7 protein-coding genes are annotated in these 13,262 nt (G+C 73.8%); 6 read left to right on the top strand and 1 reads right to left on the bottom strand.

All coding sequences use genetic code 11. From position 1 onward, the window contains the following. Positions 1-6: 6 nt before the first annotated feature. The 4 genes from nuoL to BCAV_RS16205 are packed head-to-tail and all read left to right on the top strand — an operon-like array spanning position 7 to position 6,062. A complete protein-coding gene (nuoL, locus tag BCAV_RS16220) occupies positions 7-1,935 on the top strand; it encodes an NADH-quinone oxidoreductase subunit L (protein ID WP_015883700.1) in 1,929 nt (642 codons plus the stop codon). 10 nt (positions 1,936-1,945) lie between these two features. Next, positions 1,946-3,469 (top strand): NADH-quinone oxidoreductase subunit M, encoded by a 1,524-nt coding sequence (locus BCAV_RS16215; RefSeq protein WP_015883699.1) that lies wholly within the window; start codon positions 1,946-1,948, stop codon positions 3,467-3,469. Then, the gene (gene nuoN / locus BCAV_RS16210; protein ID WP_015883698.1) at positions 3,466-5,061 is read left to right on the top strand and encodes an NADH-quinone oxidoreductase subunit NuoN; all 1,596 of its coding nucleotides are present in this window, start codon (positions 3,466-3,468) and stop codon (positions 5,059-5,061) included. Before BCAV_RS16215 ends, nuoN begins: the two co-directional genes overlap by 4 nt. Further along, positions 5,058-6,062 (top strand): polyprenyl synthetase family protein, encoded by a 1,005-nt coding sequence (locus BCAV_RS16205; protein ID WP_015883697.1) that lies wholly within the window; start codon positions 5,058-5,060, stop codon positions 6,060-6,062. Before nuoN ends, BCAV_RS16205 begins: the two co-directional genes overlap by 4 nt. A 166-nt stretch (positions 6,063-6,228) precedes the next feature. On the opposite strand, the gene BCAV_RS16200 is transcribed toward BCAV_RS16205, so the two are convergent. After that, a complete protein-coding gene (locus tag BCAV_RS16200) occupies positions 6,229-10,221 on the bottom strand; it encodes a type VII secretion protein EccC (protein ID WP_015883696.1) in 3,993 nt (1,330 codons plus the stop codon). Positions 10,222-10,354: 133 nt separating this feature from the next. Between BCAV_RS16200 and BCAV_RS16195 the strand changes: the two genes are divergently transcribed. Then, positions 10,355-11,764, top strand: a complete 1,410-nt coding sequence (locus BCAV_RS16195; protein ID WP_015883695.1) for a hypothetical protein — start codon at positions 10,355-10,357, stop codon at positions 11,762-11,764. Continuing rightward, on the top strand, positions 11,764-13,155 hold the full coding sequence (locus BCAV_RS16190; protein ID WP_015883694.1) for an RDD family protein: 1,392 nt from the start codon (positions 11,764-11,766) through the stop codon (positions 13,153-13,155). Before BCAV_RS16195 ends, BCAV_RS16190 begins: the two co-directional genes overlap by 1 nt. Positions 13,156-13,262 lie beyond the last annotated feature (107 nt).

Here is a 13,262-nt window from a genome sequence, read left to right as displayed (position 1 = left end):
GACACGATGATCGCTTCTGCCTGGCTGCTCGTCGCCCTGCCGCTCGCGTCGGCGGGCGTGCTCCTGCTGCTCGGCCGCGCCGCCGACCGGTGGGGCCACTGGCTCGGCCTCGCCGCCTCCGCTGCCGCCGCCGTCGTCGGGGTGCTCGTGGCGCTCGAGGTCGCCGGCCTGCCCGCCGACGAGCGCGTCCAGGACGTCCACCTGTTCTCGTGGATCCCGGCGGGTGCCCTCGACGTCGACGCGGGCCTGCGGATCGACCCGCTGTCCGTGACGTTCGTGCTGCTCGTGACGGTCGTCGGCACCCTGATCCACGTCTACTCGGTGGCGTACATGGCGCACGACGCCGCTCGCCGCCGCTTCTTCGCGTATCTCAACCTGTTCGTCGCGGCCATGCTGCTGCTGGTGCTCGCCGACTCGTTCGCGCTGCTGTTCGTCGGCTGGGAGGGCGTCGGTCTCGCGTCGTACCTGCTCATCGGCTTCTGGAACCACAACACCGAGTACGCGGTCGCGGCGAAGAAGGCGTTCGTCATGAACCGCGTGGGCGACGTCGGACTGCTCATCGCGATGATGCTGATGTTCCACCACGTGGGCGGGGTGGGCTTCTCCGAGGTGCTCGACGCCGCTCCGGGTCTCTCCGAGGGTGCGCTGACGGCGATGGGCCTCATGCTGCTCCTCGCCGCGTGCGGCAAGTCCGCGCAGTTCCCGTTGCAGGCGTGGCTCGGCGACGCGATGGCAGGCCCGACGCCGGTCTCGGCGCTCATCCACGCCGCGACGATGGTCACGGCGGGTGTGTACCTCGTCGTACGGTCCGGTCCGATCTTCGAGGCGTCGCCGACGGCGCAGCTCGTCGTCGTCATCGTCGGCGCGATCACGCTGCTGTTCGGGGCGATCGTCGGTTGCGCGAAGGACGACATCAAGAAGGCTCTCGCGGCGTCGACCATGTCGCAGATCGGGTACATGATGCTGGCCGCCGGCCTCGGGCCGATCGGGTACGCGTTCGCGATCTTCCACCTGGTGACGCACGGCTTCTTCAAGGCCGGGCTGTTCCTCGGTGCCGGCTCCGTCATGCACGGCATGGACGACGACACCGACATGCGCCGGTACGGGGCGCTGCGCAAGGTCATGGTCGTCACCTGGGCCACGTTCGGCCTCGGCTGGCTCGCGATCCTCGGCGTCCCCCCGTTCTCGGGGTTCTGGAGCAAGGACAAGATCATCGAGTCCGCGTTCGTGGGCGACGGCTGGCAGCCGTGGGTGTTCGGCACCGTCACCCTGCTCGGCGCCGGGATCACCGCGTTCTACATGTCGCGCGTCTTCTTCATGACGTTCCACGGGAAGGCGCGCTGGACCGACCAGCGCGAGGTCGTCGCCGCATCCGCGAACCCGGGCACCGCCCTTCCGCTGCGGCACCCGCACGAGTCGCCGTGGCTGATGACGGCGCCGATGGTGGTGCTCGCGATCGGTTCCGCCGGCCTGGGCTGGGTGCTGTCGGCCGGGGGCCGGTTCAGCACGTGGCTCGAGCCGGTGACCGGGCACGTCGAGCACCACGACCCCGTGCTGCCCGTGCCGGCGATCATGACGGCCACGCTCGTGCTGGTCGCCGCCGGAGCCCTGCTGGCCTGGCGGCAGTACGGCGCCGCGCCGGTGCCGCAGCTCGCGCCCACCGGATCCGTGCTCACGCGGGCGGCTCGGCGCGACCTGTACCAGGACGAGGTCAACGAAGGGATCTTCATGCGGCCGGGCCAGTACCTCACCCGCTCGCTCGTGTACGCGGACACCGCCGTCGTCGACGGGGCCGTGGCCTCGCTCGCGTCCGGTACCGTCGGCGCGGGCGAGCGCTGGCGTCGCTGGCAGAACGGCTACGTCCGCTCCTACGCCGCGCTGATCCTGGCCGGAACCGTCATCGCCGCCGCGGCGCTCCTCGCGGCGCGGGTCTGAGAGGGACGTCGTGAGCACCCTGCCCTGGATCACGACGCTCATCGTCGTCCCGCTCGTCGCCGCCGTGCTGGTGTGGCTGGTCCCTGCCCTGCACCGGGCCTCCCGCATCATCGGGCTCGTCGTCTCCGTCGCCGTCCTCGGCGGGGCGATCGCGATGGCCACGCAGTTCGAGGTGGCCGACGCCGCCGTCCCGCAGTTCACCGAGACGCACAGCTGGATCCCCGCGATCGGCGCCAGCTACGCCGTCGGCCTCACCGGCCTCGGCCTGCTCATGGTGCTGCTCGCGACGTTCCTCGTGCCGCTCGTGCTGGCGGCGGGGTGGAACGACGCGCGCGACGACGCCGTCGGCGCCCCCGGCAGCCGCGCCGCGCTGCGGCGGCAGGCCGGGATGGTCGCGCTCGTCCTCGCCCTCGAGGCGATGATGATCGCCGTCTTCGCCGCGCAGGACGTGTTCCTGTTCTACGTCCTCTTCGAGGCGATGCTGCTGCCGGTCTACTTCCTGATCGGTCTGTACGGCGGGCCGGCCCGTCGCGCCGCCGCCGTGAAGTTCCTGCTGTACTCGCTCGCCGGCGGGCTCATCATGCTCGCGGGCGTCATCGCCGTGTACTTCCAGGGTCCGGGCGGGCCCGACGGCTTCCTCATCGCGAACCTCTCCGGCGTGGTCGCCGACCCGGTGCTGCAGCGGTGGCTGTTCGCCGCGTTCTTCATCGCGTTCGCCGTCAAGGCGCCGATGTGGCCCGTCCACACCTGGCTGCCCGACGCCGCGGCTCAGGCGCCGGCGGGGACGTCGACGCTGCTCGTGGGCGTGCTCGACAAGGTCGGCACGTTCGGCATGATCGCGCTCTGCCTGCCGCTGTTCCCGGAGGCGTCCGCGTGGGCGGCCCCGGCGATCATCGTGCTCGCGCTGGTGTCGATCATCTACGGCGGGCTCGTCGCGATCGGCCAGCAGGACCTCATGCGGTTCGTGGCGTTCACGTCCGTGTCCCACTTCGGGTTCATCGTGCTCGGCATCTACGTCGGGTCCTCGGTGGCGCTGACGGGCGCGATGCTCTACATGCTCGCGCACGGCATCTCGACCGCCGGGCTGTTCCTCGTCAGCGGGTTCCTCACGGACCGCGGGAAGTCCCGCCGGATCGACGACTACGGCGGCCTCCAGAAGGTCACACCCGTCATCGCCGGCATCTTCCTCGTCTCCGGTCTGGCGTCGATCGCGCTGCCCGGACTGTCCGGCTTCGTGCCGGAGTACCTCGTGCTGCTGGGGTCGTTCGACGCGTCGGCGGTGGCCGGCGTCGTCGCGACCGCCGGCGTGATCATCGCCGCCATCTATGTCCTGCTCACCTACCAGCGGATCTTCACCGGGCCGCCACCGGGTGACGGACCGCTCGCGAGCCTGCCCGACCTCGGCGGGCGCGAGCGGTGGGTCATGGTGCCGATCGTCGCCGCCATGCTCGTGCTCGGCTTCTACCCGGCCCCGGCACTCGACGTGCTCACGCCGATCTCCGACGTGCTCGCTCTGGCGGGAGGCGCCCGATGAACTTCGTCCAGCCGGTCATCCAGTGGGCTTCGCTGGCTCCGATCCTCATCGTGCTCGGCGCCGCCGTGCTCGGCGTGCTCATCGAGGCGTTCGCGCCGCGCCGCGTGCGTCGCCCGGTCCAGGTCACGCTCGCCCTGCTCGCCGCTGCCGGCGCCTTCGGCGCGATCGCCTGGCGCTGGGCGGAGGTCATCGGTGGCGGCGGCGGCGCCCCGAGCACCGTCGTCGTCGGGCAGCTCGTCGAGGACGGGCCGGCCCTCGCGGCGCAGGGCATCATCGCGATCCTCGCCTTCGTCGGCATCCTCGTCATCGCGGAGCGGGGCCGGCGTGGCGCCCCGGGCAGCGAGGACGCCTTCGCCCCGCAGGGGGCGTCGGTGCCGGGCTCCGACTACGAGGACCGCGCCCGGCGCGCCGGACTCGTGCAGACCGAGGTCTACCCGCTCGTGCTGTTCTCGGTCGGCGGCATGCTCGTGTTCCCGGCGGCCGGCGACCTGCTCACGCTGTTCATCGCGCTCGAGGTGCTCTCGCTGCCGCTGTACCTGCTCTCGGGACTCGCCCGACGCCGTCGGCTCCTCTCGCAGGAGGCGTCGATGAAGTACTTCCTGCTGGGTGCGTTCTCGTCAGCCCTGCTGCTGTTCGGCATCGCGCTGCTGTACGGGTACTCGGGGTCGGTGGCGATCGGCGAGATCCACGCCGCGACCCAGGCGACCACGGGGATGGACGGCCTGCTCGTCGTCGGCCTCGTGCTGCTCATCTCCGGCCTGCTGTTCAAGGTGGGCGCCGTGCCGTTCCACGCGTGGACGCCGGACGTGTACCAGGGCGCCCCGACGCCGATCACCGGCTTCATGGCCGCGTGCACGAAGGTCGCGGCGTTCGGCGCGCTGCTCCGCGTCGTCTACGTCGTCGCGCCGGCCATGACCTGGGACATCCAGCCGTTCCTGTGGGTCGTCGCCGTCCTCACGATGGTGGTCGGGACGGTCCTGGCGATCGTGCAGACCGACATGAAGCGGACGCTCGCGTACTCCTCGGTGGCTCACGCGGGCTTCCTCCTCGTGGGTGTGGTCGCGATGTCGCCGGAGGGCATCTCGTCGGTGTTCTTCTACCTGCTCGCGTACGGGCTCGCGACGATCGGGGCGTTCGCCCTGGTGGCGCTCGTGCGGGAGCGGGACGCCGAGGGCAACGTGACCGCCGAGGCGTCGCACCTCGCCCAGTGGGCGGGCCTCGGCCGCCGCAGCCCCGTGGTCGCGACGGTCTTCGCCCTGTACCTGCTGTCGTTCGCGGGGATCCCGCTCACGTCCGGCTTCGTCGGGAAGTTCGTGGCGTTCGCCGCGGCGATCGACGGCGGCGCGTGGCCCCTCGTCGTCGTCGGCGTCCTCGCCAGTGCCGCCGCCGCGTTCTTCTACGTCCGCATCATCGTGCTGATGTTCTTCACGTCGCCGGCGGAGGAGGCGGGCGCGCCGTCCACCACCGTCGTCCGTTCGCAGGGCTTCACGGCGGTGGCCGTCGCGCTCACCGCGGCGGCGACGCTCGTGCTCGGCGTCTGGCCGACGCCCGTGCTCGACCTGCTCGCGCAGGCCACTAAGTTCGTGGTGTGACCACCGCACCGCTACCGCTCGGCGACGCCGCGCTCGAACGGGTCGTCGCCGACGGCCTGGTCGAGGTCGAGCGACGCCTGGCCGCCGCTGTGAGCAGTACCGAGATCCTGGCCGACGCCCCGTCGCGCCACCTGGTCAACGCCGGCGGGAAGCGGATGCGCCCGGCGCTGGCCCTGCTGACCGCGCAGCTCGGGAGCGGGACGTCGGACGCCGTGCTCGAGGCGGCCGTCGCCGTCGAGCTCACGCACCTCGCGACCCTGTACCACGACGACGTCATGGACTCCGCCCCCACGCGTCGAGGCGCGCCCAGCGCCCACGAGGTGTGGGGGAACTCGGTGGCGATCCTCACGGGCGACCTGCTCTTCGCGCGGGCGTCCCGGCTGGTGTCCGAGCTCGGCCCGGACGCCGTCCGGGTGCAGGCCGAGACGTTCGAGCGGCTCTGCCTCGGCCAGCTGCACGAGACGATCGGGCCGCAGGACGGCGAGGACGCCGTCGAGCACTACCTCGACGTCCTCGCGGGCAAGACGGGGTCGCTCATCGCCGCCTCCGCGCAGTACGGCGCGATGTTCTCGGGGGTGGGCGCGGACGCGCTCGGCACCGTCGTGAGGTACGGCGAGAAGGTCGGCGTCGCGTTCCAGCTCGCCGACGACGTCATCGACCTCCTCTCGGACGCCGACGTGACCGGCAAGACTCCGGGCACCGACCTGCGCGAGGGCGTCGCCACGATGCCGGTGCTGCTGCTGCGCGCCCGCGCGGACCGGGGCGCCGTCGACGACGCGGGTCGGGCGGTCCTGGAGCGCCTCGACGGCGACCTGTCCGACGACGCCGCGCTCGACGCCGTCCTGGCGGAGCTGCGCGCGCACGACGTCCTCGACGAGGCGCGCGACCTCGCGCGGGCGTGGGCGGCCGACGCCGTCGCCGAGCTCGACGGCCTGCCCGACTCGCCCGTGAAGCGCGCGCTCGCCGTCTTCGCCTCGCTCGTCGTCGACCGCCTCGCCTGACGCCCGCACCCCTCGCGGTCGTCCCACCTTCGCGAGAGGTTCTGTGTGTCACCGCGAGAGGTTGTGTGCGGCACCGCGAGAGGTTCTGTGCGCCTTCGCGCGAGGGGTTCTCTGCGCCTTCGTGGGGGCTCGCCGTGGTCGGGAGCGAGTCGCTCTCGGTCCGGAGTCAGAGGGTCGTCGGGGGCGAGAACGCCATCTGCACGACCTGCAGGCCGTGCTCGCGGGTGACGAGCTGGCCGCGCCCGGGGACGCCGGGCCGCGGCTTCGCCGTCCCCACCAGGGCACCCTCCGACGGGTCACCGGAGAGCACCAGGCCCGGAGCGGCGAGATCGCGCAGGTTCTGCAGGACGCCGTCGTACATCGCCCGGCTCGCGCCGCCCGTGCGACGGGTCACGACGAGGTGGAGCCCGACGTCGCCCGCCTGAGCCAGCAGCGTGATGAGCGGCGAGATCGGGTTGCCCTGCGTCGTCGCGACCAGGTCGTAGTCGTCCACGAGCACGAACACCTCGGCGCCCGTCCACCAGGAGCGGGCACGGAGCTGCGCCGGCGTCACGTCGGGGCCTGGCAGACGGCCACGCAGGTAGCCCGCGAGACCGTCGATCTCGCCGAGCGCCTGGTCGTTCGTCGTGAAGTACCCGGCGAGGTACTCGTCCGGGATCTCCGCGAGGAGTGACCGCCGGTAGTCGACGACGAAGATCTGCGCCTGCTCCGGGGTGTACAGCCGGCGCACCTCGGACGCGACGCCACGCAAGAGCGCCGACTTTCCCGAGCCGCCGTCGCCGAACGCGTACAGGTGCGCGTCCTCACGCGGGTCCAGGCCCACGGGAGCGAGGGCGGACTCGTCGATCCCGAGCAGGATGCGGCGATCCTCCGGGCCGGCGGTCGCGCGGATGGCGTCGAGGTCGATGCGCTCGGGCAGCAGGCGCAGCTTCGGCCCGGCGGGCCCGGTCCACGACTTCGTGACCGCCTCGATGAGGTGCTCGACGCCGCCGCCCAGCGTGGCGGCGTCGCCGTCGCCGTCGATCCGCGGCAGGGCCGTCAGCACGTGGTGCTTCGACGCGATGAGCCCGCGGCCCGGCCGGTCCTTCGGCACGTTCGCGGCGACCCGGCGGTCGAACTCCGAGTCCATCGGGTCGCCCAGCCGGAGCTCCAGCCGGGTCCCGAACACGTCCTTGATCTGGGTGCGGAAGTCGAGCCAGCGGCTCGCCGCGACGAGCAGGTGCAGCCCGAACGTGAGCCCCCTGCCAGCAAGGGTCTGGATCTCCATCTCGAGCTGGTCGAACTCCGCGCGGAGCGTGGACCAGCCGTCGACGACGAGGAAGATGTCGCCGTACCCGTCGTCGACGCGGCCAGCGGCCCGGCGCTGCCGGTACGTCTCGATCGAGTCGATGCCGTGCTCGCGGAAGTACAGCTCGCGGGCGTCGATGAGGCCGTCGATCTCCGCCACGATGCGCCGCACGACGTCGGGCTCGGCGCGGCTCGCGACGCCGGCCACGTGGGGCAGGTCGGCGTACGGGGTGAACGCGCCGCCGCCGAAGTCGAGGACGTAGAACTGCACCTCGGCCGGCGTGCGGGTGAGAGCGAGGCCGGTCACGACGGAGCGCAGCGCCGTGCTCTTCCCGGTACGCGGGCCGCCGACGATCGCCATGTGGCCGCCCGCGCCGCCGAGCGAGATGGTGAGCGTGTCCCGCTGCTGCTCGAGAGGACGGTCGACGATGCCGAGGGGGACGACGAGGTCGCCGGCGCCGCGCCAGCCCGCCGAGTGCAGACCGAGGACGGGGTCGACGGCGAGGTCCGGCATGAGGTCGTCGTACGTGTTGGGGATGACGAGCGGCGGGAGCCACACCTGGTGGGCGGCCGGTCCCCGGCCCTCCATCAGCTCGACGGCGATGTCGAACGTCGCCCGGGTCTCGGCGGGTTCGCCGGGCGCGGCGGGTTCCGGCTCGTCCGGCCTCTCCGGCAGGAGGACCGGTGCGGCGGTGAACGGCTCGATCCGCACACCGCCCGTGGCGCCGGACGCGGTGACGGCGCGTCGCCGCGCGGGCGGCGGACCCGACACGTAGGACGCACGGAACTGGATCATCGTCGTCGTGTCGGGCTTGAGGTACCCCATGCCGGGAACGCCGGGCAGGGTGTACGCGTCGGGGACGCCGAGCACCGTGCGCGACTCCGCCGCGGAGAACGTCCTCAGGCCGATCCGGTACGACAGGTGCGACTCGAGCCCGCGCAGGCGGCCCTCCTCGAGGCGCTGCGACGAGAGCAGGAGGTGCATCTGCAGCGACCGCCCGAGTCGCCCGATCGCGACGAACAGCTCGGTGAACTCCGGCTTGGCGGCGAGGAGCTCGGAGAACTCGTCGGCCACGATGAGCAGCGCGGGCAGCGGCGCGAGGTCGGTGCGGCCGCCCTTGCGCGCCTTCTCGTACTCGCTGACGTTCGCGAAGTTCCCGGCGGCGCGCAGCAGCTCCTGGCGGCGGACCATCTCGCCCTTGAGCGCATCCTGCATGCGGTCGACGAGCGTGAGCTCCTCGCCGAGGTTGGTGATCACGGCGGAGACGTGCGGCATCTCGGCCATGCCGGCGAACGTGGCGCCGCCCTTGAAGTCGACGAGGACGAAGTTGAGGTCCTCCGACGAGTGCGTGACGGCCAGCGCCATGACGAGCGTGCGCAGCACCTCGGACTTGCCGGACCCGGTGGCGCCGATGATGAGCCCGTGCGGGCCCATGCCGCCCTGGGCCGACTCCTTGATGTCCAGGTGGATGGGCTGTCCCTGCGTGGTGAGCCCGATCGGGACGCGGAGCCGGTCGCGCGGCAGCCGCGGACGCCAGGTCACGTCGACGTCGAGGTCGCGGATGTCGCCGATCCCGAGCAGGTCGACGAGCTCCGACGACACCTGCTGCCGAGGGCCGCTGCCCTCCTCGCCGCCGGACACGTGCAACGGGGTGAGACGCCGCGCCGTGGCCTCCGCGCCGGACACGGACAGCCGGTCGGCGAGCCCCTGCACGGGCGGCGCGCCGACGCGGAGCAGCTCGAGCGGCGTCCGCCCGGCCTGTGGACCGCTGCCGATCGCCGGGTGCAGCAGCAGGCGGGCCGTCATCGGGTCGGTGAGCTCGTCCCACCGCTCCGGGAGCTCGATCACCGTGACGCCCTGCACGCCGTCGGCCGAGAAGATCGGGTGCGGCGCCGAGACGTCCCCGCCGTCGACGACGACGATGACGTGGGGGAGGGCCTGTGCGCCGGCGACGGAGAACCGCCCGCGCTCCTCGAGCCCCTTCGGCAGCATGCCGTCGAGGCCGGCGAGCGAGGACGCGATCATCCGGGCGGCGCCGAGACCGTCGCGCTCGCGCGTCGAGTACGTGTGCGGGAGCCACTTCGCCCACTCCCACTCGCCGAGCGCGGCGTCGCTCGCGATGACGGCGATCTGCAGGCTCTCGGGGGAGACGAACGTGGCCAGGTGGGCGAGCATCGCCCGGGTGAGCGCGCGAGCCTCGGTCTCGCCGCCGGCGACCTCCACGCGAGCCAGGGACTGCAGGTCCAGCGGCAGGGGGAGGTCGCGCTGTTCCTCGTGGGTCACGAGGAAGCGGTGCGCGGCGGACGCCGAGACCGGGTCCAGCTGCGCGAGCGGCGGGGTCTCCGGGGGCAGGAGCTCGAGCGCGAGAGGCAGAGTCGCGCGGCCCACCCGCACGTGCAGCACGTCCGGGTCGCCGGGCCCGCGCTCCCAGACCCGGGAACCCTCCTCGGCGACGACGGGCAGCGCGGCAGGGTCCGGGAGCATCCACTCCGCGTGCCGCCGCTGCATCCGCCCGGCCTTGCGCACGGTCTCCCGCAGCTCCGCGAGGTAGGCGAGGTACTCGCGACGGCTCGCCATGACGTCGGCCTTGTGCTGCGAGCGCTGCCGCATGATGTTGACGACGACGAACCCCAGCGACGCGACGAGGATCGCCCCGCCCATGATGATGCGCTGCGGGCCGCCCCCGCCCGAGCCGAGCATGATGATCGCGATGGACCCGACGCTGCCGAGCATCGGCATGATCGTGGTCAGGGTGTTGCTCGCGCCCTCGGGCTTGATGATCTCGGGGGGCGGCTGGAGGGTGACCTGACCGCTGGGGAGGCGGGGCGGTTCGACCCGCCGCGTGGGCGCGCTCGTCGCAGCGACCGTCATGCAGCTACCCCTCTGCCGTCGGGAAACGTGTCGCCCAGGCCGGGTCAGCCGATCCTGCGGCGACCCCTCAGACTAGTATGAGCGCGGCTTCCCGACGGTCCGCTCGCGGACCTCCCGGCAGGAGGAGAGCGACGTGACAGCACCGCCCGTCGACTCGCTGCGCGTCGGCGTCCAGGCGGGCGCCACGCGACACGACGTCGTCGTGGCGCCGCACGCGTCCGTCGGGGCGCTCGTCGGCGCGATCGGCGTCGACCCCCGCGCGGCGGGACTGCGCGTCGTGGCCTCGGACGGTCGGGTCCTCGAGCTCGACGCCGAGCTCGGCGACGCCGTCGCGACCGGTGCGCTCGTCCACGTGGTGACGACTGCCCCCCGCGCGCCGGCCCGGTCCGGTCGCCGCGACGGTGGACGCGCCGCGAAGGCCCGAGCCGACCGAGGCGCGCCGTGGTGGGTGCTCGCCGCGGGGCTCGGCGTGGTGGCGGCCGGTGTCGCCGGCTGGTCGGTGCTGGACGGCACCGGGCCGGAGCGTGACCTCGCGCTCCTTGCGGCGGCTCTGCTGTTCCTCGCCGCTCTCGTGACGGCGCTCGCCGCCCCGCCCGTGGGCCGCGCCGGAGGGGCAGCGCTCGCGGCGGCCCCGCTCCTCGCGTTCGCCGCGGGCTGCCTCGCCGTCGACCCGACCGCGTACGCCGCCGGCCAGCTCGGCGTCGTCGTCGGTCTCCTCGGCGCCTCGCTCGCCGTCGCTCTGCGCTACGTCACCACCTACCGGCGTCGACCGGATGCGGCCGCCGCGCCGGGCGTCGTCCTGGCTCTCACGCTGGTGGGCACCGCGCTCGCGAGCGTCGGGCTGCTCGCCGGCTTCCCGGGCGCGTCGGCGGCGGCCGTGCTGCTGGGGGCCATGCCGCTCGTGCTGCGGGCGCTGCCCAGCCTGTCGATCGACGTGCCCGACGCGCTGCTCCTCGACGTCGGCGTCGTGCAGCGAACCGCGGGTTCGGTCCGCGAGCCCGCGGCCAGGCCGCCGGGGCGGGTCCGGGCAGCGTCGGTGCGTCACGCCGTGCGCACCGCTCAGGCCCGCCGCCACACCGGGGCGCTCGTGGTCGCCGTGCTCGCTCCGGTGCTGGGCGCCGTCACGCTCGCGGGCTCCGCGGCGCCGGCGAGCGCCCCGCTCGTCGACCGCCTCGCCGCCTACGCCGCGCTCGCCGTCGTCGCCGCCGTGGCGATCGCGTTCGCGCTCGGGCCGCGGACCGCGCGCGGGATCATCCCGACCGTCGCGCCCCGGCTCGCGGCGTTCGCCCTGCTCGTCGAGCTGGCGATCGCCGTCGGCTGGTCCGACGGGCTCGACGTCGCGGTCGCGCCGGCCGCCTTCGTCATGATCGGGGCCGGCCTGCTCGCAGCCGCGTGGGTGCGCCCGTTCGCCTCCGGCTGGCGGTCGGTGCGGTGGTCCCGCACCGCCGACATCCTCGAGAGCACCGCGGTCGTGCTCGCCGCCCCGCTGGGACTCGTCGCGGCCGGCGTCGTGGCAGCGATGCGCCTGCTAGCGTCCGGGTGATGACGATCGCACCGCCGGCGCCGCCACGGGCCCGGAGCGCGGCAGCTGCCCCACCCGACGCGGGCTACGTCCCGGCAGGCGGGGTCGGACGGCGCCTCGTCGCCTACCTCGTCGACGCGCTCGTCGTCGCGGTGCCGGGACTCGGCGTGTGGTTCGCGACGTCCAGCGTGCTGCTGGCGGCGGTCGTCAGCGCCGAGATCGCCGTCGCGCTCGTCGTGTGGGAGGCCAGGTCGGGGCGGACCGTCGGCAAGCACCTGCTCGGGATCCGCGCCGCGCAGGTCGATCGGCCGTACGCACCCGGCCTCGGCCGAGAGCTCGTCCGTGCGTCGCTGCTCGCCCTGGGCCACCTCGTGGCAGGGATCGGGCAGCTCGTGCTGATCCTCAGCGCGGCCGGCGACCGGCAAGGGCTCGGACGCGGCTGGCACGATCGCGTGGCTCGGACGCGCGTCGTCGACGTCCGGCCCGGTGTCCGCGCCCGGACCGCTCCGGTGCCAGCCGGGCGAGCGCCGGCGACGGCGCACCGGCCCGTCGTCCTGCCCCCACCTCCGGGCTCCGCCCCGGCGCCGCAGCGCCCCGGTCCGGTGGTGCCCGCCATCCCGCAGGCGCCGTCCGCCCAGGCGCCGGCCCCGGCGGGAGCCTTGCCGTTCCCGACCCCTGCCCCGCACGAGACGACGTCGGGCCAGGAGGCGCGGCGGATCGCCGCCGGCATCCTGGGGCAGCAGCAGCCGCAGCAGCAGTCCCCACCGCCCTACGCCGCCCGGTTGGGCGGCACCGGGACGCCGCCGGCCGCGGGGACGCCGGTGCCGCCCCCGCCCTCGACGCCCGCGCCGCGGGTCGAGCAGCCTCGGCAGCCGACCGCACCGGCGTCACCGTCGCCCCTCCCGCGGACCGCCCCGCCACCGACGGCCCCGATCCCGACGGTCTCGACCCCCGTGCCGCCGGCGCCGGCCCCGGTGGCGCCGACCCCGGCGCCGGTCGCGCCGCAGCCGTCGCCCCCGGCCGACGCACCTGCGGACGTGCCCGACGAGCCCGCATCGGCTGACGACCAGCTGACTGTCGTCTACGTGCTCACCCTCGACTCCGGCCGCACGATCACCATCACGGGGTCCGGCGTGCTGGGCCGCCGCCCCCAGCCGCGCTCCGGCGAGAAGGCCGACCACGTCATCGAGGTGGAGGACCCGGGCCGGTCGCTGTCGCGGACGCACATCCGGTTCGGCGTCTCGGACGGGTCCTTCTGGGTCGAGGACGCCGGGTCGGCGAACGGCACGTGGGTCGCGGCGCCGGACGGGGCGACCACCCAGGTGCGCGAGGGGAGCCGCGTCGACGTCGTCAGCGGCGGGGAGATCCGCCTCGGCGAACGGCGGATCGTCGTGGAGCGCTGGCAGGCCTGAGGATCTGCCGCTCCGGGGCGGTTCGTGCCGGCGTGCTGGCGGCCTCGTGTCGAAGTGTGGTGGTTTCGACACGGACCGTCGACCATGCCGACGGGTCGATGTGGTGC

The organism is Beutenbergia cavernae DSM 12333 (assembly GCF_000023105.1).
GTDB lineage: Bacteria > Actinomycetota > Actinomycetes > Actinomycetales > Beutenbergiaceae > Beutenbergia > Beutenbergia cavernae.
This window is presented reverse-complemented; position numbering and strand designations above follow the sequence as displayed.

Bases quoted from the DNA above. Each gene is read 5' to 3' on its own strand.
- nuoN (WP_015883698.1), top strand. From the start codon at position 3,466: ATGAACTTCGTCCAGCCGGTCATCCAGTGGGCTTCGCTGGCTCCGATC.
- BCAV_RS16200 (WP_015883696.1), bottom strand. From the start codon at position 10,221: ATGACGGTCGCTGCGACGAGCGCGCCCACGCGGCGGGTCGAACCGCCC.
- BCAV_RS16190 (WP_015883694.1), top strand. From the start codon at position 11,764: ATGACGATCGCACCGCCGGCGCCGCCACGGGCCCGGAGCGCGGCAGCT.
- nuoL (WP_015883700.1), top strand. From the start codon at position 7: ATGATCGCTTCTGCCTGGCTGCTCGTCGCCCTGCCGCTCGCGTCGGCG.